Here is a 26,404-nt window from a genome sequence, read left to right as displayed (position 1 = left end):
CAATTTAATTTTTTTATTGATATTTTTTTTCTATGTTCTATAAACGTTCTGTTGAATAATGATTTATATGGTGTATCAATGCTTTCAGCATACAACATATAGTTGTTTTGTAAAAAAAACTAAAATAAACTTAAAATATGAACAAAATTCTATCACAGGCACTCAAGAAAGCTGTCTCCGAATATAGCCCAGATAATAGCGAACTTTCAAAAAATAAAGGACCAGATTTATTTTCACTTAGCAATGACACTGAACTTTTTCAAAATGAAAAAGGTATCATTATTAAAATTGATAGATCAAGAGACAATAAATTAACAGACTTTGGTAGAGCAACTTTAAAAGATCGTTACTTAGGTCATAACGAATCTTTTCAAGATTTATTCGCTCGTGTTGCAAGTTCATACGCTGATGACAATTTACATGCACAAAGAATTTATAACTACATTAGTAATTTATGGTTCATGCCAGCAACTCCAGTTTTATCAAACGGGGGAACTAAAAGAGGTTTACCCATTTCATGTTTTTTAAATGAAGCATCAGATAGTTTAAATGGAATATTAGATTTATGGAGTGAGAACGTTTGGTTAGCTGCTAAAGGTGGTGGGATCGGAAGTTACTGGGGTAACCTTAGATCTATTGGAGAAAAAATTGGTAAAGTTGGAAAGACATCAGGAATAATTCCTTTCATTAAAGTAATGGACTCGTTAACAATGGCAATTAGCCAAGGTTCATTAAGAAGAGGATCTGCTGCTTGTTATCTTCCAATTGAACATCCAGAAATTGAAGAATTTATAGAAATGAGAAGACCTACAGGTGGAGATCCAAATAGAAAAGCATTAAACCTTCATCATGGTGTTTTAGTATCTGATGCATTTATGAGAGCGGTTGAAACAGATGCACAGTGGGCACTAAAAAGTCCTGCTGATGGAACTGTACAACAAACGATCTCTGCAAGAAATTTATGGATTAGATTATTAACTGCAAGAATTGAAACGGGTGAACCTTATATTATTTATATCGATACAGTTAACAGACAAATTCCACAACACCATAAGTTAGCAAATCTAACTGTTAAAACTTCTAACCTTTGTAGTGAGATTACATTACCTACAGGAATAGATAAAAATGGCAGAGATAGAACTGCTGTATGTTGTTTATCATCTTTAAACTTAGAAAAGTATGATGAGTGGAAAGATGACAACGTTATGATTAATGATGTTATGAGATTTTTAGATAATGTATTGACTGATTTTATTGAAAGAGCTCCAGAGCAATTTGATGATGCAAAATATTCTGCTGAAAAAGAAAGAAGTGTTGGCCTAGGTGTTATGGGTTTCCATTCTTATTTGCAGAAACATAGTATTCCACTTGAATCTGTGATGAGTAAAGCTTGGAATAAAAAGATATTCAAACATATTCAAGAACATGTTGATCAAGCCTCAAAAGATTTAGCTGATGAAAGAGGAGCTTGTCCAGATGCTGCAGATTATGGTTATAATGAAAGATTTTCTAACAAAACTGCGATTGCACCAACAGCTTCTATTTCTATTATCTGTGGTGGAGCATCCCCTGGAGTAGAGCCAGTTGCAGCAAATAGTTACACGCACAAAACTCTTTCAGGTTCATTTAATGTTAGAAATAGATACTTAGTTGAATTATTGGAAAAACATGGGAAAAATACTGATGATGTTTGGTCTGGGATTACAACAAATCAAGGATCTGTTTCTCATTTAGATTTTTTAACTGATTTAGAAAAAGATGTTTTCAAAACTGCTTTTGAGTTGGATCAAAAATGGATTATTGAGTTAAGTGGAGATAGAACGCCGTATATATCTCAAGCTCAATCAATTAACTTATTTGTACCAGCTGATATTCACAAAAGAGAATTACACAAAATTCATTTTGATGCTTGGAAAAAAGGTTTAAAGAGTCTTTACTATTGTAGATCAAAATCAATTCAACGTGCGGAAAATGTTAATGACACTAAAGCAACAGATGTTAACGCAAATGTTTACAAATCAAAACCACAAACAACTGAACAACCAGAATACGAGGAGTGCCTATCATGTCAGTAGAAAAAATGAATACTAAAATTATTCAACCACCAAAAGAGGAAATAGTTAAACCCCAAAAAATGGGACTACTAGTTGAAAACCCAGTTTACAAACCTTTTAGATATCCATGGTGTTATGATGCTTGGTTAACTCAACAAAGAATCCATTGGTTACCAGAGGAAGTGCCTCTTGGTGATGATGTTAGAGATTGGCAGAAAAATTTAACTCAATCTGAAAAAAATTTATTAACACAAATTTTTAGATTTTTTACTCAAGCTGATGTTGAAGTACAAAATTGTTATTTAAGACATTATACAACTGTGTTTAAACCTACAGAAGTTTTAATGATGATGACTGCTTTTGCTTCAATGGAAACAGTTCACATCGCAGCTTACTCTCATTTACTTGATACGATTGGAATGCCTGAGTCTGAATATTCTGCGTTCATGAAATATAAAGAGATGAAAGATAAATATGACTACATGCAAAATTTTGACATGAGTTCAAAAAAAGATATTGCATTAACAGTAGCTGTATTTAGTGCGTTCACTGAAGGCTTACAATTGTTTGCAAGTTTTGCAATCTTACTTAACTTCCCAAGACATAATAAAATGAAAGGGATGGGCCAAATTGTTACTTGGTCAGTAAGAGATGAAACGTTGCACTGTAATTCTATGATTAGATTGTTTAAAGAGTTCATTCATGAGAACCCAGAAATCTGGACTCCTGAATTAAAAGCAGAACTTTACAAAGCATGTAGAACAATCATTGAGCATGAAGATGCTTTCATTGATTTAGCTTTTGAAATGGGTCCTATGCAAGGTCTTACAGCACAAGATGTAAAACTTTATATAAGATTTATTGCTAATAGAAGATTATCTCAGCTTGGATTAGAGCCAATTTATGATGTGGACAAAAACCCACTTACTTGGTTAGATTCTATGTTGAATGCAGTTGAACACATGAACTTCTTCGAAGGTCGTTCCACTGAATATTCTAAAGCAGCAACTCAAGGAACTTGGACAGAAGCTTTTAGTTAATCTTTTGAAATATAAGAAATATTTTAGAAAAACTAGCCTTAAACAAGAAGGTATTGGAGAGCATTTTCTTAATGAAATAGCCTCCAAGAAACCTAAAAATTTCCTAGAGATTGGTGTGTTTCATGGTGTTACAGCACGAAATGTTTGTGAGTTATTACACGGCCTTCATGGAAATGATTTCAAATATATAGGATTAGATTTGTTTGGTGAGAGTGTTGAAAATGCTAATGAAGTTATACCAAACACTAAGTTTAATAATCCGTTAAAGCAAATATATTTTAAATATATCTTAAGACAAGATCCATACTCAGTTGAGGCGGTAACCTATCTTTTAAAAAAATTTAAAGAAAATATTCATTTAATTAAAGGGAATTCAAATTTACTTTTAAAAAAGATGGATATGTCTCAAATTGACTATGTCTTTTTAGATGGAGGACATGCTTATGAGACGGTTAAAAATGACCTTCATTATTCAAAACCAGTTCTAGATAATAATGGAACCATTCTTTGTGATGACTACAACTTAAGTCAAGCACCAGGGGTCAAACAAGCCATAGATGAATTTGTTAGAGATAACAATCTCAAATCAGAAATTATTTTCGAAAGATTTGCTAAAATAGAAAAAAATTAATTATCTTTGGTTAAGCTGTATTACTTTTCTGTGCTTACTACCTTTATAACTTGCAAGTGGTCTAATTAATTTATTAGCAGCATGTTGTTCCATAATATGAGCTGACCAACCTGTAATTCTTGAAATCACAAATATTGGAGTAAAGAAATCAGTATCAAAACCCATTAAATGGTAAGTAGGTCCTGTCGGGTAATCAACATTTGGATAAATATTTTTTTCTTTAATCATTACCTTTTCAACAATGTCATAAATTTTTTCAAATGTTTTATCTTTTTTAATAATAGCTACTCTTTTAAAGTATTCTCTCATGGTTGGAACTCTTGAATCTCCACTTTTGTAAACTCTATGACCAAATCCCATCACCACATCTTTGTTTTTAAGAGCCTTCGTAATCCATTTTAAAGCGTTCTCAGGTTTTTTAATTTTCTTCATCATGTGCATTACTTCTTCATTAGCACCACCATGAAGAGGACCTTTTAAACTAGCGATCGCACCTGTGATTGCTCCATGAATGTCAGATAAACTACTGGTAATAGTTCTTGCAGTAAATGTGGATACGTTAAAACTATGCTCAGCGTATAAAATTAGTGATACATCAAAAGCTTTAACAATTTCTTTTTCAGGAACTTTTCCAAAGCACATATGGAAAAAGTTTTCAGAAAAAGTAAGATTTTTCTTTGGAGCTATAATTTTTTTTCCTTTTCGAAGTCTGTAAAAAGCTGCTAAGGCAGTAGGTGTTTTTGCAAGAATTCTAATCGCCTTTCTTAAATTTGCTTTTGGTGAGCTGTCTTTAGTTTCTTTGTCTTCAAGACCCATGACGCTAACAGCTGTTCTTGCAACATCCATTGGATGAGATTTTTTAGGTATTTTTTTTAAAATACTTAATAAATTTTTAGATAAAGTTATTTCTTTAGATAATACTTTCTTAAATTCTTTTAATTGTTTTTTATTGGGTAATTCTTTATTTAAAATTAAGTAAGCAACTTCTTCAAAATCACATCTTGCACATAAATCTTGAGCTGCATAACCTCTATAAGTAAGAGAATTGATCTCTGGCATAACTTTTGAAATTTCTGTTTCATCAACAACTATCCCTAGTAAACCTTTTTTAATATCATCACTCATTATTCATGTCCTTCCGTACTAAAGTTATAAATTTTTTCATCTAACGAATTGTACTTTTCATATTCTACTAACTCGTAAAGTCTTTTTCTAGTTTGCATTTTATCAATAATGTTGTTCTGATGTCCATTCACAAAAATGTCTCTAAGACCATCTTCTACATTTTTCATAGCCAATCTTTGTGTGGTGACCGGATAAATCACAATATTATACCCAAAATTTTCTAACTCTTTGTAATTGAATAACTTAGATTTTCCAAATTCTGTCATATTCGCTAACAAGTAACAGGACAGTTCTTTTCTAACTTTTTCAAAATCTTTTTCATCCTGTAAAGCTTCTGGGAAAATAATTTCAGCTCCAGCATCAATATATGCCTTACATCTATCAATCATCTTATCTATTCCCTCAACTCCTTTAGCATCAGATCTTGCTATAATTTTAAAATTTTCATCTTGTTTTGCAGCAACACATTCTTTAATTTTCTTAACCATTGCTTCAGTTGAAATTAATTCTTTGTTATCTAAGTGACCACATCTTTTTCGTTCTACTTGATCTTCTAAGTGAACTGCTGACACCCCAAATTCTTCAAAAGTTTTAATAGTTTCTTCACAAGACTTAAAACCAGTGTCGATATCAACGATGGTAGGTAAACTTGTAACTCTAGATATTAAATAAGATCTAGTACTAACATCTTGCAGCGTAGTTAAACCAATATCTGGAAATCCTAAATCATTAGCCATAACTCCACCTGATACATAAACTGCATCATACCCAATTTCTTCAATTAGTTTTGCTGTTAGTGGATTATAAGCACCAGGAACTCTTAAAATTTTATTTGATTTTAGTTTACTAACAAAGTCAGCTCTTTTTTGACTGGGCTCTTTTTCTACAAAATGCATTAAAAAATTCCTTGTTTCGTATTTTTTTTTATCTGACTTCTTTTAACCTGGATGTTTAATTTATTTAACTCTCCAGCTTTAAGGTTTTTAAGATTTTGAACAACTTTTAAGAAACGTGCACTCTCTTTTTTATCTAAGATACCGTCTGTTAACGTTAAAAACTTATTAATATAATTTTGTCTTTTAAACGGACGTGCTCCATAAGGATGAGCATCTGCTCTATCTAATTGTTCTGTAATTTTTTTACCATTATTTAAAGTAACTACAACTCTTGCACCAAATGATTTATTTTTTGGATTAGGATCGTGATATTTTTTAGTCCATTTTTTATCTTCAAACGTCGTAATTGATTTCCAAATTTTTATAGTGCTTTTTCTATTAGCTCTTTGTTTGGTATATGATTTAACATGGTGCCAATCAGCATCCTCAAGTGCTACTGCAAAAATGTACATAATAGAGTGATCAAGTGTTTCTCTACTTGCATTTGGATCCATTTTTTGTGGATCATTTGCACCAGTTCCAATTACGTAATGAGTGTGATGACTTGTGTAAATATCAATTTTTTTAATTTGATTTAAATTAGGAATTTTCTTATTAAGTTTTTTAGCAATATCTATTAGTGCTTGAGACTGATACTCAGCTGAATATTCTTTTGTATAGGTCTCAAGTATCGCTCTTTTAGATTCTTTTTTCTTTGGAAGGGGCACATTGTATAAAGCTTTCTTGCCATCTAATATTCTAGCTATAACACTGTCTTCTCCTTCATAAATAGGACTTGGAGCACCTTCACCACGCATTGCTCTATCAACTGCTTCAATTGCAAGTTTACCAGCATGAGCAGGGGCGTAAGCTTTCCAACTAGAGATTTCACCTTTTCTAGATTGTCTTGTTGAAACTGTTGTATGTAGAGCTTGTTGAACTGCTTGATAAATTGTTTCAGTGTTAAGTTTTAACATTGTACCCAAACCTGCAGCAACACTTGGTCCTAAATGTGCTATGTGATCTATTTTATGTTTATGCAAACAAATTCCTTTAACTAAATTAACCTGAACTTCATAACCTGTGATAATTCCTCTTAACAAATCTAGTCCACTTTTTTTAGTTTGTTGAGCAACACTTAAAATGGGTGGAATGTTATCTCCAGGATGACTGTAATCTTCTGCTAAAAAAGTATCATGAAAATCAAGCTCTCTAACAGCTGTTCCATTGGACCAAGCAGCCCATTCACAATCAAATTTTAATTTTGAATCAATACCAAATAAATTTGCACCATTTTTTCTAGGATGCTTTAGGGCCATTTCTCTTGAAGAGATAACCGCTCTCCTATTTAAAGAAGCAATGGCAACTGAAGCATTATCAATTATTCTATTAATAACCATCTCAATGGCTGCCTTATCTAATTTTGCATTATCAGAGGCAATTTCAGCAATTTTCCATGCTAATTGATTTTTTTTAGGTAAATCAATTTTTGATGGGTAAACTTTAACTTTATGTGAAATCATTAGGCCTCCTTAATTGTGCAAACCTATTAATAGTAAGAAAAAAAATTAAATCAATCTTTTAAGTAAGTTGAAACTATTTTTTCAACACCAATAAAGTCTTTTATTAAATGATTATGGTAAATTTCATTAGAATTTTTTTCTGTATAACCATTTTCTAATAAAATAACAGGAACAGAGGCAGCCTTTGCTGCATTTGCATCAGTTTCACTGTCCCCAAACATTAGAGATTTTTTTACATCACCCCCGATGATTTCAATAATACTTGTTATGTGTCTTGGATCGGGTTTGCAATAATCAAACGTATCAGACCCAGCAACGTACTCAAAGTAATCATAAATTCCAATTTTTTTTAAAAGATCAATTGCTAGGTGTTCTTGTTTATTAGTACAAACTGCCATTGAAATTTCTTTTTCTTTACACCATTTTAGAAATTCTTTTACCCCATTAATAAGTGTGCTTTCTTTAATAATATTTTTTCCATAAAAATTAACGAAATCTTTTACCATTTCAGCTTTAATTTTTTGATCATCAATTTTACCAAACTCTTTTTTTGCTTGCCCCCATATAGATCTACCAATCATCGCACCAGCTCCTTGACCCACTAAATTTCTAATGTCAGCAGTAGATTTGGTGGGGTAACCATATTTTCTCATTACATGATTATGAGCATTCATTAAATCAGGTGCGGTATCGACTAATGTTCCATCTAGGTCAAATAAAATTGAGTAATTTTGAGTCATTAATAAAGTATTTTTAAGAAATAAATTGTGAATTAAGCTATCTATACACTTAATATAAAAATATTTCCAGATGAAACAAATAAATTCTAATATTGAACAAGAAAAACTTCGTAAATTTTTTATCAAGTCTGGTGTAAAGATGATTGGTCCTGAAACTATTTTTTTTTCAAAAGATACAAAGGTTGGAAAAAACGTTACTATTAATCCATATGTTGTCATCGGGCCAAAAGTTAAAATTGGAAATAATGTAACTATCAATTCATTTTCACATTTAGAAGATTGTAAAATAAAAAATAAAGTTGAAGTTGGACCTTATGCACGATTAAGACCAGGAACTATTCTTGAAGAAGGGTCTAAAATTGGAAATTTTGTAGAAGTTAAGAAAAGTACAGTTGGAAAAAAATCAAAAATTAATCATTTATCCTACATTGGCGATAGTGAATTGGGTAAAGGTGTAAATGTTGGAGCTGGTACAATTACCTGTAATTATGATGGTGTTAAAAAAAGTAAAACAAAAATTAGAGATAATGTATTTATAGGATCTAACTCATCATTAGTTGCACCAATTACTCTTGAAAAAAATAGTATTGTTGGGGCAGGATCAGTTATTACAAAGAAAGTTAAAAAAAATTCATTAGCTTTAACTAGAAGCTCTCAAACAGAAGTTAAAAACTATAAAAGAAGAACGAAATAAAATGTGTGGAATAATAGGTATAGCTAGTAATAAACCGGTTTCATCTACAATTATTAATTCTCTTAGAAAATTAGAATATAGAGGATACGACTCTGCAGGAATTGCCACATTATCAAATGGAATTGTAAGTGAAGCAAAATCAGAAGGTAGAGTTGATATTTTAGAAAAAAATCTTGCTGTTAAGAATATGTCAGGCCCTATTGGAATTGGACATGTTAGATGGGCAACGCACGGTATTCCAAATACTATTAATGCACACCCTCATTCTTCAGAGAGTGTATCGGTTGTACATAATGGGATTATTGAAAATTCTACACTTTTAAAAAAGCATTTAATAAACAAGGGTCATGTATTTAAATCTCAAACAGATACTGAGGTAATTGTACATTTAATAACAGAGTATTTAAAAGAACTAAATTTAAAAGAGGCAATTATCAAAACCCTTAAACAATTACATGGAAGTTTTGCTTTAGGTATAATCTTTAAAGATCAACCAGATCTTATAGTGGGTGCTAGAAGAGGGTCTCCACTTGCAGTTGGTTATGGTCCTAATGAAAATTATTTAGGCTCAGATTCTTACGCTTTAAAATCTATGACTAATAAAATTTCATATTTAAATGATGGAGAGTTTTGCATTATAAAAAAAGACCAAGTTGAGTTTTTTGATGAAGAGGGCTTAAAGGTTAATAAAAAAGTTTTAGAATTATCTTCAAAAGAGCAGGATTATGACAAAGGTGATTTTAAACACTTTATGGCAAAAGAGATTGAAGAACAGCCTACAACATTAAAGAATTGTATAAATGAGTATATTGATAAAATTAACAATGATATCAACATCTACAATTTTCCCTGGAATATTAAGGAAATTTCTTCAGTTACTTTAATTGGCTGTGGTACAGCTTATCACTCTTGCTTAATGGCAAAATATTGGTTTGAAGAAAATACTACACTTGATGTAACAATTGATATTGCATCCGAGTTTAGATACCGAAAAAATAGATTTAAAGATGATAATTTATACATTTTTGTTTCTCAGTCTGGTGAAACAGCGGACACTTATGCTGCTCTAGATTTATGTAATAAAAATAACATGAAAACTTGCAGTGTAGTTAATGTTATAGAAAGCTCTATTGCAAGGGACTCTAACTTTGTTTTACCCATTCATTGTGGACAAGAAATTGGTGTTGCATCCACAAAAGCTTTTATGGGTCAAATGTTGGTTTTATATATTTTGGTATTAAAATTAGGAATTTTAAGAAAAGACTTGGACAAAGATTTATATTTAAACAAAATTAAAGACTTAAAGTTATTACCTAAATTAGTTGAGCAAACTTTACTTACAGAGAGTAAAATCCAGACAGTTTCAAGTTCATTTACTGATGCAAAAGGTTCGATGTTTTTAGGCAGAGGCTTTTCTTACCCAATTGCATTAGAAGGGGCGTTAAAATTAAAAGAATTAGCTTACGTTCATGCCGAAGGGTACCCTGCAGGTGAGATGAAACATGGGCCTTTAGCTTTAATTGAAGATGGAATGCCAGTTGTTGTCTTAGCTCCAAGAGATAATTATTATAAAAAAACAATTTCTAATATGCAGGAAGTAATAGCAAGAGGGGCTAAAGTTTTATTGATTACTAACAAGAGCAAAGACGAAGTTTTTTCAGAAAATATTTGGGAAACAGTATTAGTTGAAAGTGCCAATGATGACTTGTTGCCTTTTTTATTAACTGTTCCATTGCAAAAATTAGCTTATTATTCAGCTCTTAAAAAAGGGTATGACATTGATAAACCTAGAAATTTAGCAAAATCAGTCACAGTTGAATAATAATTAAACTCTGCTACAACACCCCTAGGTTGAATATGAAAAATTGGAAAATAAATAGCTGGAGAAATTATCCTGTAAAACACATTCCTGAATATCCTGATCAAAAAGAATTGGATGGTGTTTTAAGTAAAATTAAAGATTTCCCACCATTAGTTTTTGCTGGTGAGACGAGACATTTAAAAGAACAATTAGCTGATGTTGTAGATGGAAAAGCTTTTTTATTACAAGGTGGAGATTGTGCAGAAAGTTTTGCAGAATTTCATCCTGATAACATTAGAGATACATTTAAACTGATACTGCAAATGTCGTTAGTGCTTACTTATTCGGCATCATTACCAGTTATTAAACTTGGAAGAATTGCTGGACAGTTTTCAAAACCAAGAAGTTCTCCTGTTGAAAATATTGATGGTGTTGAACTGCCTAGTTACCTAGGTGATAATATTAATGGAATGGAATTTAATGAAAAATCAAGAGTTCCTGATCCAAAAAGACTTTTTAAAGCTTATTCTCAATCTGCATCAACGCTTAACCTTATAAGAGCCTTCTCTCATGGAGGTTTTGCTGATCTTAAAAAAGTACATACTTGGAACTTAGGGTTTATTAAAAATACACCTGCTGCTAAAAAATTTAAAGATTTAGAAGATAGAATTGCAGATGCCTTAGCATTTATGGATGCTTGTGGAATTAATTCTGACTTTAATAGAAGATTAAAAACAGTAAACTTTTGGACTTCACATGAAGCTTTATTACTTCCTTTTGAACAAGCAATGACGAGAGTAGATTCAACAACAGGTGAATATCATGATACCTCAGCTCACTTTGTTTGGATAGGAGATAGAACAAGACAACTAGATGGTGGACATGTTGAGTTTTGTAGAGGAATTGAAAATCCAATTGGAATTAAATGTGGACCAACATTAAAAGCTGAAGACTTGATAAACCTTTGTAATAAAATTAATCCAAATAATGAAAAAGGTAAAATAACTTTAATTTCTAGATTTGGCCATGAAAATGTTTCTAAATTTTTACCAAAATTAATTAGAGCAATCAAAAAAGAAGGTTTAAATGTAATATGGTCATGTGACCCTTGTCATGGAAATACAATTAAAGCTACAACTGGATTTAAAACAAGACCCTTTAATAGTATTGTCAAAGAAGTAAAAAATGTTTTTGAATGCCACCAAAGTGAAGGAAGTTATGCAGGTGGTTTACACATTGAAATGACTGGTCAAAATGTTACGGAATGTACAGGGGGTGCTCAAAAAATATCTGACCAAGATTTATCTAGCCGTTACCACACTCATTGCGATCCAAGACTTAACGCTAACCAAGCATTAGAGTTAGCTTTTTTAATTTCTGATGAGATTAAAAAAAATGCCGCTTATTCTAAAAAAAATATTAAAGCGGCATCTTAAACCATTGTATTGAATACAATTTCGTTTAAATTTTAGGAAATGAAACCGTTAGAAAAAGCACAATTTATAAGTAATTGGATTAAAGATTACGTGAACAAGATGCCAAGTAAGGCTCAATCTTTAATTATTGGAATTTCTGGAGGAATAGATTCTTCTGTATCAAGCACATTGAGCGCAATGACAGGCATTAAAACAATTGTTTTATCAATGCCTATTAAACAAAAATCATCACAGCATGATTTAAGTTTAAAACACCAAGAATGGCTTGTTAAAAATTTTGATAATGTTGAAGCACACACAATAAATTTAGATAAATTATTTGAAACCTTTGAGAGTACGTTATCAAATTTTGATAGTGAACTTGGAATGGCAAATTCTAGAGCAAGAATTAGAATGACCACTCTTTATCAAGTAGCAGCTGCAAACAAAGGTATTGTGGTTGGTACTGGAAATAAAGTTGAGGATTTTGGAGTGGGGTTTTATACAAAATATGGAGATGGTGGAGTTGATATATCCCCTATTGCGGATTGTAATAAATCAGAAGTATGGGAAATAGGTAAATCTATTAATATTCTTCAAGAGATAATTGATGCTGCTCCAACAGATGGATTATGGGATGATGGCAGAACTGATGAAGGTCAGTTAGGTCTTAAATACGAGGAATTAGAAGAAGCTATGAACAATGTTAATTCAATAAATCGTCAAAAATACGAAAAAATAAGAAAGATGAACTTGCATAAAATGGAACCAATCCCAGTTTGCAAGATTCCCAACTAATCTTATAGATTCACAAATCTATAATTAAAGTATAATTCTAAGATAATAAACATGGATATTTTTTTAACAAATAATCTAAAGAATAAAAAAGAAAAATTTGTTCCTATAAATAAAGAAAACATTGGAATGTATGTTTGTGGTCCAACTGTTTATGACAACCCACACATAGGTAATGCTAGACCTCTTGTTATTTTTGATATTTTGTTCAAAGTTTTAAAATCAAAATATGGTCATGATAAAATAAATTATATAAGAAATATTACAGATGTTGATGATAAGATAATTAAATCAGCAAAAGAAAAAAATCTTTCAATATCTGAATTAACAAACAATGTTATTAAAGATTTTAATGATGATTGTAATTACTTAAATTTAGATAATCCAACCCAACAGCCAAAAGCTACAGATCATATTGATCTCATGATTAAAATGATATCAACTTTAATAGAAAAAGATTTTGCCTATGAGGCAAACAACCATGTTTATTTTGAAGTTAGCAAATTTGATGATTATGGAAAGCTATCGAATAAGAAATTAGAAGATTTAATTGCAGGATCTAGAGTAGAAGTTTCAGATAATAAAAAAAAATCAGAAGATTTTGTTTTATGGAAACCCTCTAAGGATGATGAGCCTTCTTGGGATTCTTCTTGGGGTAAAGGAAGACCTGGTTGGCATTTAGAATGTTCAGCAATGTCAAAGAAATACCTAGGAAACGTATTTGATATTCATGGTGGAGGAATTGATCTAATTTTTCCACATCACGAAAATGAAATTGCACAATCAAGATGTGCGAATGATAGTAAAGTTTTTGCAAATTATTGGATCCATAACGCATTTATTACTATGTCCAATGAAAAAATGGCTAAATCAACTGGCAACATACTTAAGATTAAAGATTTTAAAGATAATGTTGATGGACAAGTTTTAAAACTTGCTCTTATGAGTGCTCACTACAAACAGCCATTAGACTGGAACGAAAAGCTCTTAGAAGATTGCAAAAATACTATTGATAAATGGTATGAAGTTTATTTACCCCCGAAAGACAAAATAGTTTTAGATGAAGATATTTTGTCTCCATTATATGATGATTTGAATACACCTGGCTACATTGCAAAATTACATCAACTTTATGATAAGGCCTTAAAAGGAGGAAATGAAGAGAAAAGTTTATTTGTATTAGCTTGTAATTTTATTGGTATTTTAAATAAAACAAAAGAAGAGTGGATGGAATTTAAAAAGAAAAAATCATCCATTAATGAAGATGATATTTTGGAAATGATTTCACTTAGAAACAAAGCAAGAGAAGATAAGAATTATAAAGAAGCTGATATCATTAGAGATAAGCTTTTAGATAAAGGGGTTTTAATAGAAGACAAAGATGGTAAAACAATTTGGAAACTAAAATGAGCAAACAACAACTTTTTATATTTGATACAACACTAAGAGATGGTGCACAAACACAAGGTGTAGACTTTTCTGTAGATGATAAATTGAAAATTGCCTCAGCTTTAGATAATTTAGGTGTTGATTATATTGAGGGTGGGTGGCCAGGAGCCAACCCTACGGATACTGAATTTTTTCAAAAAAAACATTCATTTAATAATGCTAAACTAACATCTTTTGGTATGACCAAAAGAACTGGTCGAAGTGCCGATAATGATCCTGGACTATCAGCACTTTTAAACTCAAACACACCGGCAGTTTGTATTGTAGGAAAATCTTGGGATTTTCATGTTGATATAGCACTTGGTATTTCTAATGAAGAAAACTTAGAAAACATTAAAGAGACAGCTAAACATTTCGTTAAAGAGAATAAAGAATTCATGTTCGATGCAGAGCATTTTTTTGATGGATACAAGGCTAATCCAAGTTACGCCTTATCATGTCTCAAATCAGCATTTGATGAGGGAGCAAGGTGGATTGTTTTATGTGACACTAATGGTGGAACCTTACCTCATGAAGTTACAAAAATTGTTACAGAAGTTTCTAAAACTATACCTGGAAAAAATTTAGGGATACATGCACACAATGATACTGGTAATGCAGTTGCGAATTCTTTAGCTGCAGTTTGGGCTGGAGTTAGACAGGTGCAAGGAACCATCAATGGTTTAGGTGAAAGGTGTGGTAATGCTAATTTAATGTCACTAATCCCTACTTTTTTTTTAAAAGAAGATTTTGCAACTAATTTTCAATTAAAAATTAAACCAGACAATATTAAGAAATTAACAGAATGCTCTAGATTGTTGGATGAGATTTTAAATAGAAAACCTAACAAACATCTTCCATACGTTGGTGCTGCTGCTTTTTCTCATAAAGGTGGTCTTCATGTATCAGCGGTTCAAAAAGATCCAAAAACTTACGAACATATTGATCCTGAAGAAGTTGGAAATTCTCGAAACATAGTAGTTTCAGATCAATCTGGAAAATCCAATATAATCTCAAGACTAAAAACTATTGGTATAGAAATAGAAGAGAGCGATCCTAAAATTAAAAAACTTTTAGATGAAGTTAAAGATAGAGAATTTATTGGCTATAGTTATGATGGCGCTGACGCATCTTTTGAATTATTGGCCAGAAGGATTATCAGCAAAATACCAAGGTATATATTGATTAAAGAATACGATGTCTCTGTTAAAAAAGATTCGTCAGGTACAATTGTTTCTTCTGCAAAAGCTCAGCTTGAAGTTGATGGTGAAAAAATTATGTGTACGGGTGAAGGAAATGGTCCTGTTAATGCTCTAGATAATGCTATAAGACAAAATGTAGATCGATTAAACAAATACTCTAAATATTTAAAAGATTTAAAATTAGTTGATTATAAAGTTAGAATTTTAAATACAGGTACTGAGGCAATCACTAGAGTTTCAATAGAAAGCACAGACTCAAAAGGCAAAAATTGGTTCACTATTGGTGTTTCAGCAAATATAATTGATGCTTCATTTAAAGCATTGGTTGATAGTTTAGATTATAAATTATTTAAAGATAAAGCCCCAGCAAGTCTTTAATGTCGTTTAACAATATTTCATTTATTTTACATCAACCTCAATTATCTGAAAATATTGGAGCTTGTGCTAGAGCTGTTAAAAACTTTAACTTTAAAAAGTTAGTTATTGTTAAACCAAAACCAATTTTCCCAAATGATAAAATTTTAGCAACGTCAGTTGGCGCAAAAGATCTAATTATTAATGCTAAAGTACATGAAACCTTAGAATCTGCTGTTAAAAAGGTAGATTGTGTTATTGCAACATCTGCAAGGTTTAGAAATAAAAATATTAAACATATTAATTTAGATGATTTAAAAAAAATTGATTTTAATAAAAAGATAGCTTTTTTATTTGGTTCTGAGGCGTCTGGTTTATCTAATAATGAGATTAGTTATGCTAATTTCACCATGCAAATCCCAACTAACCCTGATTTTAAATCTTTAAACCTGTCACATAGTGTTATTATTATTGCTCATACAGTAGCAAGCATCATTAATCTAAAAGGTGCAAAATATTCTAAATCAAAAAAAGTAACCTTAGCTAGCAAAAAGGATATTCAAGCTATGACTAACTTGTGCATCAAAAAACTAGAGGAAAAACACTTTTTTAAACCCTTGGAGAAGAGACCTATTATGCTTGAAAACTTAAGAAGCATTTTTTCTAAAATGGAGCTTTCTGAGAAGGAAACGCGTATTTTATCCAGTGTATTTGCAAGTTTGTCCAAAAAAGGTTGATTGACAAAATAATGAGTAAGTTTATAAACCCACCTATCAAATGACAAAAAGAATAAGCGCTAAACATAAAATAGATAGAAGGTTAAAAATTAACCTATGGGGTAGACCTAAAAGTCCTTTTAATAAAAGGGATTATGGTCCAGGACAACACGGACAAGGTAGAAAAGGAAAACCTTCTGATTACGGAATTCAGCTACAAGCTAAACAAAAATTAAAGGGTTACTACGGTAACATTAACGAAAGACAATTCAGAAATATTTATAAAAAAGCTACCATGTTGAAAGGGGATACGGGTGAAAATTTAATTGGATTACTTGAGAGAAGATTAGATTCTGTTGTTTATAGAGCAAGATTTTCAACAACAGTATTTTCAGCGAGACAACTTATTAACCATGGTCACGTAAGAGTTAACGGTAAAAAAGTTAATATTGGAAGTTATGTTGTTAAAGAAGAAGATATAATTGAAATTAGAGATAAATCTAAACAGTTAGCTATAATTGATATTGCTCTAGCTAGTAAAGAAAGAGAAACTCCTGAGTACATTAATTTAGATGAAAAAAATAAAAAAGTTACTTTTGTTAGAACGCCTAAGTTCGACGAAGTTCCTTATCCAGTAATAATGGAACCTAATCTAGTAATTGAATATTACTCTAGATAATAAATATCCTTTTTTAAAAAATTCTTTTAATATTGCTCTTAAAATTCCAATAAAATTGTGAATTAATCCTGAGTGAATTTTATATAAATTTATTATACATTTTTTCTTATAAATAAAATTTTTATGAGATTTTAAATGCAACTGGCAAGATATCTAAATAAATTGTTTCAGAAAGATGGCTTTCTTTTAATTGATGCTAATTCAAATAAATATATTATTGGCACACCAAAAAACAATAAGCCAATCACAGTTAAAATATTAGATAAGAAACTCCATTATAAATTATTTTTTAGGCCAGATTTATATTTTGGAGAAGCTTATTCTAATGGAGATATACAAATTGAAAACGGAAGTTTAACTGATTTCTTAGATATAGCGCTTATGAATATAGGAAGAGGTGAATTAAATTTTTTTAGTATGTTGATAAATAAGCTTTATGGGTCTTATAGATATTTAACAAACTTTAACTTTATAAAAAAATCAAAAATGAATGTGGCACATCATTATGATCTCTCAGATGATTTATACAGTTTATTTTTAGATCCTAAAAAACAATACTCGTGTGGGTATTTTATAAATGAAAATGATACTTTGGAAGATGCTCAAAATAATAAAATACAACACATAATAAAAAAACTTAATATAAAGCCAAATCAAAAAGTTCTTGATATAGGTTGTGGCTGGGGATCTTTAGCTATTGATATTGCAAAAAGTAATAATTGTGAAGTTACAGGGATTACTCTATCTGAAAATCAGTTTAACTACTGTGTTAAAAAAGCTAAAAAGTTTAATTTAGAAAATCAAGTTACCTTTAAGCTAATAGATTACCGTCAGTTAGACGAAAAGTTTGATAGAATTGTAAGTGTTGGAATGTTTGAACATGTGGGTAGGAAATTTTATAAAAATTTTTTTAAGAAAATTGATAATTTGCTTAAAGATGATGGTGTTTCACTAGTTCACACTATTGGCTCAGTTAATCCTCCTAGAGACCCACACCCCTGGATAACTAAGTATATTTTTCCAGGTGGTTATACGCCTAGTCTCAGTGAGGTGGTAACACCTGTTGAGAAAGCTGGATTAATAGTATCTGACATAGAGGTACTTAAATTACATTATTCTCACACTCTAAGGCACTGGAAAGAAAATTGTATTAAAAATAAAATTCAAATAATTAATATGTTTGATGAAAAATTTTTTAGGATGTGGGAATTTTATTTAGCTAGCTGTGAAAGTGCTTTTAAGTGGGGAGACCAAGTTGTTTATCAGTTCCAACTAACAAAGAACTATATGTCAACTCCGAATACTAGAGATTATATTTATAAGTAATAAATTATTTTTTAAAATTAATTCCTTTATCCTCAAGGACTTTTTTGAGTTCACCATTTTCATACATTTCCTTAACGATGTCACAGCCACCAACAAATTCACCTTTAATATAAACTTGTGGAATAGTAGGCCAGTCACTAAATTCTTTTATACCTTCTCTTAAAGACTGAGATTCAAGAACATTTATTCCTTTGTAATTCACTTCTAAAATTTTTAACATATTTGACACAGCCATAGAAAATCCACATTGAGGAGCATCTGGCGTTCCTTTCATAAATAAACATACTTCGTTGGTTTCTATATGACCTTGAATTAAATTTTTTGTACTATCGTCCATTATTGTTCCTTTGTTTTAATTGCTAATGCATGAAGTTCGTTGCCCATTTTCCCTTTTAAAGAATTGTACACCATTTTGTGTTGTTCAATTTTACTTTTTCCTGAAAACTCTTTAGAGGTTATTGTCGCTGAGTAGTGATTACTATCTCCTGCAAGATCTTGAATTTCTATTATAGCATCTGGTAAAGCTTCTTTAATGAGTGTTTCAACTTCTTTTATATCCATTGCCATTTTAATTTTCCATGTAGTTCGTTAGCCAATTTGTATGTGATTTAATCAAATCGTCAATTGATACTTTTGTCTTATCGTCAATTATTAAACCATCTTCATTTACTAACCCAAGTTCATCAAAATGTACGGAGTTTTCTTGAAGTATTTTAGTAGCATTTTCTAGATCATCTTTACTAATTTCAATAATGTATCTTCCCTGATCTTCACCAAATAAGTATTCAAATTGATTAATTAAGTAATTAGACTTTTTAAGAGTTGCACCTTTTTTACCTTTAATACACATTTTAGAAAGAGCAGTAATTATTCCACCTAAAGAAACATCGTGAGCAGATTTTATAAATTTTTTATTAATAAGCTTTAAAATTGTTTCACCATTATTTTTTTCATTAAAAAGATTAATTTCAGGAGGAGGTCCATTTTTTTCATTTAAAATATCTCTTGCAAATAAACTTTGATCCAAGTGACCTTCAGTTTTACCAATAACTAAAAGTATATTATCAGCTTCTTTTAAATCCATTGTAACCATGTTTTGGTAATCTTTAATTAAACCAACCCCCCCAATTGCTGGTGTAGGTTTAATCCCAATATCTTTAGTTTGGTTGTAAAATGAAACGTTTCCAGAAACTACTGGAAACTCTAAGTAAGCACTCGCTTCACCTAAACCTTGAACACACTCAACAAACTCACCCATATTTTCTTCATTTTCAGGACTACCAAAATTTAAGCAATTAGTAATAGCAATTGGTTTAGCACCAACTGAAATTAAGTTCCTCCAACTTTCACAAACAATTTGCTTTCCCCCACTTAAAGGGTGAGCCCAACAATATACAGCAGATGAATCTACAGATGCAGCAACAGCTTTATTGGTACCATGAACTCTAACAACACCAGCATCTCCACCAGGTTTTTGAATAGTATCACCCATAACGGTATGATCGTATTGTTGCCAAATCCACTCTTTGCTACAAACATTTGGATTAGATAATATTTTATTTAAAACATTTTTTACTTTTAAGGTTTTAAATTGTTCTTTATCAACTTTAATCCTTTTAGGTAATTTAGCTTTTTTCCATTTTCGATCATACATAGGTGAGTTTTCAACCAATGTGTTAACAGGAATATCTGCTACTTTTTCTTCATTAAAATAAAGTTCAATTTTTTTACTTTTTGTTGTTTGACCAATTACAGCAAAATCTAAATTCCATTTATCAAATATTTTTTTAGCCATTTCTTCTTTGCCATTTTCTAAAACAATAAGCATTCGCTCTTGGCTTTCTGATAACATAATTTCATAAGGGGACATGTTTGCCTCTCTACAAGGAACTTTATTTAAATTGATCTCAATTCCTAAATTTCCTTTTGAAGCCATTTCAATACTTGAAGAAGTTAATCCAGCAGCACCCATATCCTGAATAGCAATAATCGAATCTCCTGCCATTAATTCTAAACAAGCTTCTAATAATAGTTTTTCTGTAAAAGGATCACCAACTTGAACAGTCGGTTTTTTTTCTTCAATTTTATCATCAAATGAAGCTGATGCCATGCTTGCACCATGAATTCCATCTCGACCTGTTTTTGAACCAACATAGATCACAGGTTTCCCTAAACCTGCAGCTTTTGAATAAAAAATTTTATCTTTTTTTACATGACCTAGGGTCATAGCATTTACTAAAATATTACCATTATAAGATTCGTCAAAACTAGTTTGACCAGCAATTGTTGGAACCCCCATACAATTACCATATCCACCTATACCGTGAACAACTCCACGTAATAAATTCTTAGTTTTTTTATGCTGAGGTGAGCCAAAATGAATTGAGTTTAAATTAGCTATTGGTCTTGCTCCCATTGTAAAGACATCTCTCATAATTCCACCAACACCCGTTGCGGCACCTTGATAAGGTTCAATAAATGAAGGGTGATTATGACTTTCAATTTTAAATACTATTGCATCATCATCGCCAATATCAATAACACCAGCATTTTCACCAGGACCTTGAATTACGTTTTTTCCTTTAGTAGGTAAGTTTTTAAGATGAAATCTTGAAGATTTATAAGAACAATGCTCATTCCACATTGCTGAGAAAATACCAAGCTCAGTAATATTGGGAACTCTTTTTAACAAATCACAGATTTTTTTATATTCATCTTTTTTTAAACCATGATCAATTGCAAGCTGTTCGTTAACTATCATTATTTTAAATTATTAATTAAGTTTTGAAAAAAAATTGAACCATCTTCACCTGAAAGAGCAGGGTCTATCATTCTTTCTGGATGAGGCATCATTCCTAAAACATTTTTTTGTTTATTAAACACACCAGCTATATTTTGTAATGAACCATTTGGATTAGATTGTTCATTAACATTTCCGTTTTCATCTGAATAAAATAAAGCTATTTGGTTATTGTCATTAATTTCTTTAATTTGATCATTAGAGCAAAAGTAATTTCCCTCATTATGAGCTATATGAAACTCGTAGATGTTTTTTTTATCATCTTTAAAATAAGAGTTATCTTTATTGTTAGCTTTAACAAAAACATTTTTGCAAATAAATTCTAAATATTTATTTCTAAGCAGCACACCAGGCAGTAATCCAGATTCAACTAAAATTTGAAACCCATTACAAACTCCCATAACTTTACCACCCCCTTGAGCAAAGTTTAGAACCGATTTCATAATTTTTGATTTTGATGCCATACTTCCACATCTAAGGTAATCCCCGTATGAAAAACCACCTGGTAAAACTACTAAATCACTTTTTGGCAGCTCAACATCGTCATGCCAAACCATTTTGTTTTTAAAACCAAACTTCTTTAAAGCAACATCCATGTCTCTATCACAATTAGATCCAGGAAAGGTTATTACAGATGAATGCATTTTTTATTATTGTGATCCAATAATTTTAAAGTCTTCTATCACTAAGTTTGCTAAAAGTTTCTTACACATTTCTTCAACTTTTTTTTCAGCTTTTTTCTTATCGTCTTCTTTAGTGTCAATTTCAAAATATTTTCCTTGTCTTACTTCATTAATCCCTTCAAATCCCATACCGTCCAGGGTTTGATGGATAACTTTACCTTGAGGATCTAAAACATCTTTTTTAAGTGTTATAATTACAGATATTTTCATATTATTTTCTTTTTTTAACTGATCTTAACTTTGTAACATTAACAGCACTTAAATTTGATTGCTCGTGCAATATACCAAGTCTTTTTGCAACTTCAGTATATGCAGGTATTAAATCACCCAAATCTTTACGAAATCTATCTTTATCTAGTTTTTTATCAGTAATACTGTCCCATAATCTGCAAGTGTCAGGACTAATCTCATCAGCCAGAATAACCTCATTTTTCCCATTTTCTTTAAGCCTTCCAAATTCAAGTTTGAAATCAATTAGTTTAATCCCAACTCCTCTAAACATTCCAATCATAAAATCATTAATTCTAAGAATCATTTTTTTAACTTTTTCTAATTCAGATTTTGTAGCCCAATCAAAAGCTAAAATATGTTCTTCAGCAATAAGTGGATCACCCAATTTATCATCTTTAAGGCAATACTCTAATAGTGGCTGTTTTAGAACTGTTCCATCTTCGATACCTAATCTTTTAGTAATAGAACCTGTTGCAACATTACGAACAATGAATTCAATAGGTATAATCTCAACTAATTTGATAATTTGTTCTCTCATATTTAGTCTTTTTACTAAATGATTTTTAATCCCAATTTGAGTTAAGTTTGATAAAATATGTTCTGAAATTCTATTGTTTAAAACACCTTTGCCTTCAATTGTTGATTTTTTCAAATTATTAAAAGCAGTTGCATCATCTTTGAAATATTGAATAACCAAATTTTTATCAGATGTTGCGTAAATTATTTTAGCTTTGCCTTCGTATAATTTTTTACCTTTTTTCATTATTTGAATACTCTTTTAAAAATTAAATCTACGTTCTTAAAATGCGATGAATAATTGAATATAGCTTTTAATCTTTTTGATGAAATTTTAGCCATTATGAATTTATCATCTGATATAACATCAAATAAATTTAGATTTTCTGCAAAACATTTTTTTGCATAATTTTGAACCATTTTGTAAGATTGTTCTCTACTTAAACCTGATTTTGTTAGTTCTAACATTACTTCTTGTGAAAAAATTAAACCCTTAGTTATATTTAAATTTTCAATCATTTTTTTTGGATAGACAATCATTTTATCTAAAATATTACTTAGTCTTGCTAAAGCAAAATCTAAGGTAATATTTGCGTCTGGACCAATATTTCTTTCAACACTTGAGTGAGAAATATCTCTTTCATGCCATAGTGCAATATTTTCAAGAGCAGGGATAACAGCACTTCGAACCATTCTAGCAAGTCCTGTTAAATTTTCACTTAAGATTGGATTTTTTTTATGAGGCATTGCAGAAGAACCTTTTTGATCCTTTGAAAAAAACTCTTGCACTTCATAAACTTCAGTTCTCTGTAAATGTCTAATCTCAACTGCAACTCTTTCAACTGATCCTGCAATAATTCCAAGAATTGAAAAATAAAAAGCGTGCCTATCTCTTGGTATTACTTGTGTTGATATAGACTCAACTTTTAATCCAAGTTTTTTTGCTACATGTTTTTCAACATTAGGATTAATATTTGCAAATGTGCCAACAGCACCAGAGATTGCGCATGTTGAAATTTCATCAATTGCATCAACTAATCTTTTTCTATTTCTCTTAAACTCCTCATAAAATGATGCTAATTTTAAACCAAAAGTTATAGGTTCAGCGTGAATTCCGTGACTTCTACCCATGCAAGGAGTGTATTTGTATTTTTTGGCTTGTTTCTTTAAAACTTTTAGAATTTGATCAATATCACTGAGTAGAATTTTACCTGATTGAACTAATTGAATATTTAAACTGGTATCTAAAACATCAGAAGAGGTCATGCCTTGGTGAAGGTATCTTGCTTTAATCCCTGCTTTTTCAGTAATAGAGGTTAAAAATGCTATTACATCGTGCTTAACTTTACTCTCAATTTGATGAATTCTTTTAACGTTTATTTTAGCTTTTTTTCTAACAACTGATGCAACACCTTTAGGAATTTGACCTAATTTTTCCATGGCTTCTGCTGCTGCAACCTCTACATCGAGCCAAATTTGGTATTTGTTTTGTTCTGACCATATGTCAGTTAGTTGTTTTCTAGAATATCGTTCAATCATTAATTATAAGTAAGGGGGCTTAGAATAACCTTTAACAGATTCTGTAAAGATTTCATAACCATTTTCAGTAATACCTAGCGTATGTTCAAATTGTGCCGATAAAGATTTGTCTTTTGTAACTGCTGTCCAGCCATCTTTTAGCATCTTTACATCCCATTCACCGATATTTATCATAGGCTCAATTGTAAAAGTCATTCCAGGTCTAAGTTCCATCCCTGTATTTCTTCTTCCATAATGTAAAATATTAGGTGGTTCGTGGAATGTTGTGCTTATTCCATGACCACAAAAATCTCTAACGACTGAGTAGCCTTTTTTTTCAACAAAAGATTGTATTTCATATCCAATGTCACCCAATTTTAATCCTGGCTTTAATAAATTGATTGCTCTCATCATCGACTCGTATGTAGCATCAATTAAGTTATTAACTTTAACAGGAGTTTTTCCAACACAAAACATTCGACTTGTATCACCATAATGTTCATCAACTATAGCTGTTACATCAACATTTAAAGCATCACCTTCAACTAAAACTCTATCAGAAGGTATACCGTGACAGACAACATGATTTAAAGAAGTGCATAATGATTTTTTAAAACCTCTATAAAAAAGTGGAGCTGAGTAACCACCGTTGTCCCTAATAAATTCATATCCTAGTTTATCTACAAACTCTGTAGTTACACCTGGCTTAATATTATCTGTAAGCATATCAAGAGTTCTTGCTGCAAGATTTCCAGCAACTCTCATCTTTTCAAATTTTTCTAAATAATCAGGCATTAATAATTTTAATTTTTTTATCTATTTTAATTTCTTTTAAATTTATTTTACATTGATAAGCTAAAAAGTTAACTCCAGCTTTTTTTGCGAGTAAATAATTTTCATAATATTCTTTATCAATGTCTTTTGCTATTTTAAAATTATCCACACCCTCTATTTGGACTAAAAATAATAGATAGGATTTATAGCCTTTTTTAACCGCCTCTATAAGTGTTTTTAAATGCTTTGACCCTCTAGTGGTAACGGAATCTGGAAATTCTGCAGTTTTTTCTTCTCTGAATAAAGTAACATTTTTAACTTCTACAAATATTTTTTGTTTATTTTTTTCAACTAAAAAATCAAACCGTGTTTCTTTATCAAAAAATACCTCAGCCTTGATACTGTCATTGTTTGCAACTTCTTTAAGTAGATTATTTGCTAAACCATGGTAGGCAATTTTATTTGCAAAATGAGTATTAACACCAACTAAATTTTTTTTAACTTTAACTATTTCAAGAGTATATTTTAACTTTCTTTTTGGGTCATCATTTTTAGATACATAAACCACATTTCCTTCATCTAATAAGCCCTTCATAGATCCAGTATTAGGGCAATGTGCCGTAACTATTTCCTTGCCAATTTTAACGTCTGCAAAAAACCTCTTATAACGTTTGATCAGTTTGCCTTTTATTAAAGCTTTGGTAAATTCCATATTTAAATTGTATATTTAATAATGACCCAAAATACAAAATTTAATGCAGCAATACTTATTATCGGTAATGAGATCCTATCTGGAAGAACGCAAGACACTAATACCAGCACAATTGCACAATGGTTAAACTCAATTGGTGTAAAAGTTAACGAGGTTAGGGTTATTCCAGATATAGAAAATACAATTATTGAGACCGTTAATCATTTAAGAAAGGTTAATAATTATGTATTTACAACTGGTGGTATAGGACCAACTCATGATGATATTACTGCTCAGTCTATTTCTAAAGCATTTAATCTTGAGTATGAAATTCATAAAGAAGCTTTTAAAATATTAGAAGCTTACTACAAAGTGGGTGAATTTAACGAAGGTCGACAAAAAATGGTATGGATGCCACGTAATGCTAATTTAATATTAAATCCAACAAGTGGTGCTCCAGGATTTTATATAGAAAACGTTTTTTGCTTACCAGGAGTTCCTTCAATTTTAAAATCAATGTTGGGTGGATTAAAAAACAAGATAGTAGGGGGAGATCCAATATTAAGCCATACAATAAGTTTAAAAACTGTTGAAAGTGAAATTGCAAACTCTTTAACCAATGTTCAAGATAACAATAAGGATGTTGAAATTGGAAGTTACCCATTTTTTCAAGCAGGCAAGCTAGGCGTATCAATAGTAATAAGATCTGAAGATCAACTTAAAATTGATAAGTGTAGCTCTGAAGTATTAGAGTTTGTTAATCAAAAAAAAATAGAAGTAGTTGCTAGGTAGT

26 protein-coding genes are annotated in these 26,404 nt (G+C 30.7%); 13 read left to right on the top strand and 13 right to left on the bottom strand.

Annotation, left to right across the window (positions count from 1 at the left end; genetic code table 11):
- Window positions 1-137: 137 nt before the first annotated feature.
- From AC5SLW_RS03755 to AC5SLW_RS03745, 3 genes are read left to right on the top strand one after another with little or no spacing between them, the layout of a single operon-like run.
- Window positions 138-2,075, top strand: coding sequence for a ribonucleoside-diphosphate reductase subunit alpha (locus AC5SLW_RS03755; protein ID WP_494574600.1), 1,938 nt, complete (start codon window positions 138-140; stop codon window positions 2,073-2,075).
- A 5-nt stretch (window positions 2,076-2,080) separates the two neighbouring features.
- Window positions 2,081-3,094, top strand: coding sequence for a ribonucleotide-diphosphate reductase subunit beta (locus AC5SLW_RS03750; RefSeq protein WP_011282174.1), 1,014 nt, complete (start codon window positions 2,081-2,083; stop codon window positions 3,092-3,094).
- Between the two features lie 4 nt (window positions 3,095-3,098).
- Window positions 3,099-3,725 (top strand): class I SAM-dependent methyltransferase, encoded by a 627-nt coding sequence (locus AC5SLW_RS03745; protein ID WP_006996770.1) that lies wholly within the window; start codon window positions 3,099-3,101, stop codon window positions 3,723-3,725.
- On the opposite strand, the gene AC5SLW_RS03740 is transcribed toward AC5SLW_RS03745, so the two are convergent.
- Genes AC5SLW_RS03740 through AC5SLW_RS03725 form a run of 4 tightly spaced genes read right to left on the bottom strand, consistent with a single transcriptional unit; the run spans window position 3,726 to window position 7,988 of the window.
- Window positions 3,726-4,850: a bifunctional 2-methylcitrate synthase/citrate synthase gene (locus AC5SLW_RS03740; protein ID WP_006996771.1), complete on the bottom strand. Its 1,125-nt coding sequence runs from the start codon at window positions 4,848-4,850 to the stop codon at window positions 3,726-3,728.
- Window positions 4,850-5,746, bottom strand: coding sequence for a methylisocitrate lyase (prpB, locus tag AC5SLW_RS03735; protein WP_006996772.1), 897 nt, complete (start codon window positions 5,744-5,746; stop codon window positions 4,850-4,852). The genes AC5SLW_RS03740 and prpB overlap by 1 nt, the downstream gene beginning before the upstream one ends.
- The gene (locus AC5SLW_RS03730; RefSeq protein ID WP_494574597.1) at window positions 5,746-7,248 is read right to left on the bottom strand and encodes an MmgE/PrpD family protein; all 1,503 of its coding nucleotides are present in this window, start codon (window positions 7,246-7,248) and stop codon (window positions 5,746-5,748) included. Before AC5SLW_RS03730 ends, prpB begins: the two co-directional genes overlap by 1 nt.
- A gap of 50 nt (window positions 7,249-7,298) precedes the next feature.
- A complete protein-coding gene (locus AC5SLW_RS03725; protein ID WP_271499403.1) occupies window positions 7,299-7,988 on the bottom strand; it encodes an HAD-IA family hydrolase in 690 nt (229 codons plus the stop codon).
- A gap of 70 nt (window positions 7,989-8,058) precedes the next feature.
- Between AC5SLW_RS03725 and AC5SLW_RS03720 the strand changes: the two genes are divergently transcribed.
- The 9 genes from AC5SLW_RS03720 to AC5SLW_RS03680 all read left to right on the top strand — a co-directional run bounded on the left by AC5SLW_RS03720 (window position 8,059) and on the right by AC5SLW_RS03680 (window position 18,398).
- On the top strand, window positions 8,059-8,682 hold the full coding sequence (locus AC5SLW_RS03720; protein ID WP_494574595.1) for a DapH/DapD/GlmU-related protein: 624 nt from the start codon (window positions 8,059-8,061) through the stop codon (window positions 8,680-8,682).
- 1 nt (window position 8,683) lies between these two features.
- Window positions 8,684-10,504 carry a glutamine--fructose-6-phosphate transaminase (isomerizing) gene (gene glmS / locus AC5SLW_RS03715; protein WP_494574593.1) on the top strand — a complete coding sequence of 607 codons (1,821 nt, stop codon included), beginning with the start codon at window positions 8,684-8,686 and terminating at the stop codon, window positions 10,502-10,504.
- Window positions 10,505-10,539: 35 nt separating this feature from the next.
- Window positions 10,540-11,919, top strand: coding sequence for a class II 3-deoxy-7-phosphoheptulonate synthase (locus AC5SLW_RS03710; RefSeq protein WP_494574591.1), 1,380 nt, complete (start codon window positions 10,540-10,542; stop codon window positions 11,917-11,919).
- Between the two features lie 39 nt (window positions 11,920-11,958).
- Window positions 11,959-12,696, top strand: coding sequence for an NAD(+) synthase (gene nadE, locus AC5SLW_RS03705; RefSeq protein ID WP_271616368.1), 738 nt, complete (start codon window positions 11,959-11,961; stop codon window positions 12,694-12,696).
- A 45-nt stretch (window positions 12,697-12,741) separates the two neighbouring features.
- Entirely contained in the window at window positions 12,742-14,103 is a 1,362-nt protein-coding gene (cysS, locus tag AC5SLW_RS03700) for a cysteine--tRNA ligase (RefSeq protein ID WP_494575825.1), read from the top strand.
- On the top strand, window positions 14,100-15,701 hold the full coding sequence (cimA, locus tag AC5SLW_RS03695; protein ID WP_494574588.1) for a citramalate synthase: 1,602 nt from the start codon (window positions 14,100-14,102) through the stop codon (window positions 15,699-15,701). The genes cysS and cimA overlap by 4 nt, the downstream gene beginning before the upstream one ends.
- Window positions 15,701-16,414: an RNA methyltransferase gene (locus AC5SLW_RS03690; RefSeq protein ID WP_271499695.1), complete on the top strand. Its 714-nt coding sequence runs from the start codon at window positions 15,701-15,703 to the stop codon at window positions 16,412-16,414. The genes cimA and AC5SLW_RS03690 overlap by 1 nt, the downstream gene beginning before the upstream one ends.
- Before the next feature lie 40 nt (window positions 16,415-16,454).
- Window positions 16,455-17,072 (top strand): 30S ribosomal protein S4, encoded by a 618-nt coding sequence (rpsD, locus tag AC5SLW_RS03685; protein ID WP_006996782.1) that lies wholly within the window; start codon window positions 16,455-16,457, stop codon window positions 17,070-17,072.
- A gap of 135 nt (window positions 17,073-17,207) precedes the next feature.
- Window positions 17,208-18,398: a class I SAM-dependent methyltransferase gene (locus AC5SLW_RS03680; protein WP_494574585.1), complete on the top strand. Its 1,191-nt coding sequence runs from the start codon at window positions 17,208-17,210 to the stop codon at window positions 18,396-18,398.
- Between the two features lie 4 nt (window positions 18,399-18,402).
- Here the strand turns inward: AC5SLW_RS03680 and grxD are convergent, their stop codons facing one another.
- The 9 genes from grxD to sfsA are packed head-to-tail and all read right to left on the bottom strand — an operon-like array spanning window position 18,403 to window position 25,632.
- A complete protein-coding gene (grxD, locus tag AC5SLW_RS03675) occupies window positions 18,403-18,735 on the bottom strand; it encodes a Grx4 family monothiol glutaredoxin (RefSeq protein ID WP_006996785.1) in 333 nt (110 codons plus the stop codon).
- Window positions 18,735-18,965, bottom strand: coding sequence for a BolA/IbaG family iron-sulfur metabolism protein (locus AC5SLW_RS03670; protein ID WP_006996786.1), 231 nt, complete (start codon window positions 18,963-18,965; stop codon window positions 18,735-18,737). Before AC5SLW_RS03670 ends, grxD begins: the two co-directional genes overlap by 1 nt.
- Window position 18,966: 1 nt before the next feature.
- A complete protein-coding gene (gene purL, locus AC5SLW_RS03665) occupies window positions 18,967-21,159 on the bottom strand; it encodes a phosphoribosylformylglycinamidine synthase subunit PurL (protein ID WP_494574583.1) in 2,193 nt (730 codons plus the stop codon).
- Window positions 21,159-21,842 (bottom strand): phosphoribosylformylglycinamidine synthase I, encoded by a 684-nt coding sequence (gene purQ, locus AC5SLW_RS03660; protein ID WP_006996788.1) that lies wholly within the window; start codon window positions 21,840-21,842, stop codon window positions 21,159-21,161. Before purQ ends, purL begins: the two co-directional genes overlap by 1 nt.
- 6 nt (window positions 21,843-21,848) lie before the next feature.
- Window positions 21,849-22,091 (bottom strand): phosphoribosylformylglycinamidine synthase subunit PurS, encoded by a 243-nt coding sequence (purS, locus tag AC5SLW_RS03655; protein ID WP_006996789.1) that lies wholly within the window; start codon window positions 22,089-22,091, stop codon window positions 21,849-21,851.
- Between the two features lies 1 nt (window position 22,092).
- Window positions 22,093-22,875, bottom strand: coding sequence for a phosphoribosylaminoimidazolesuccinocarboxamide synthase (gene purC, locus AC5SLW_RS03650; protein ID WP_006996790.1), 783 nt, complete (start codon window positions 22,873-22,875; stop codon window positions 22,093-22,095).
- Complete coding sequence (gene purB, locus AC5SLW_RS03645) at window positions 22,875-24,167, bottom strand: adenylosuccinate lyase (RefSeq protein WP_494574581.1); 1,293 nt, start codon at window positions 24,165-24,167, stop codon at window positions 22,875-22,877. The genes purC and purB overlap by 1 nt, the downstream gene beginning before the upstream one ends.
- A 3-nt stretch (window positions 24,168-24,170) precedes the next feature.
- Window positions 24,171-24,941 carry a type I methionyl aminopeptidase gene (gene map, locus AC5SLW_RS03640; protein WP_020169493.1) on the bottom strand — a complete coding sequence of 257 codons (771 nt, stop codon included), beginning with the start codon at window positions 24,939-24,941 and terminating at the stop codon, window positions 24,171-24,173.
- Window positions 24,934-25,632 (bottom strand): DNA/RNA nuclease SfsA, encoded by a 699-nt coding sequence (gene sfsA / locus AC5SLW_RS03635; protein WP_494574579.1) that lies wholly within the window; start codon window positions 25,630-25,632, stop codon window positions 24,934-24,936. The genes map and sfsA overlap by 8 nt, the downstream gene beginning before the upstream one ends.
- A gap of 21 nt (window positions 25,633-25,653) precedes the next feature.
- Between sfsA and AC5SLW_RS03630 the strand changes: the two genes are divergently transcribed.
- Window positions 25,654-26,403, top strand: a complete 750-nt coding sequence (locus AC5SLW_RS03630; protein ID WP_494574577.1) for a competence/damage-inducible protein A — start codon at window positions 25,654-25,656, stop codon at window positions 26,401-26,403.
- Window position 26,404: the final 1 nt, after the last annotated feature.

Source organism: Candidatus Pelagibacter sp. PS_40, assembly GCF_059417765.1.
The sequence above is the reverse complement of the archived record's forward strand: the minus strand, read 5'-3'. Positions and strand labels throughout refer to the sequence as shown.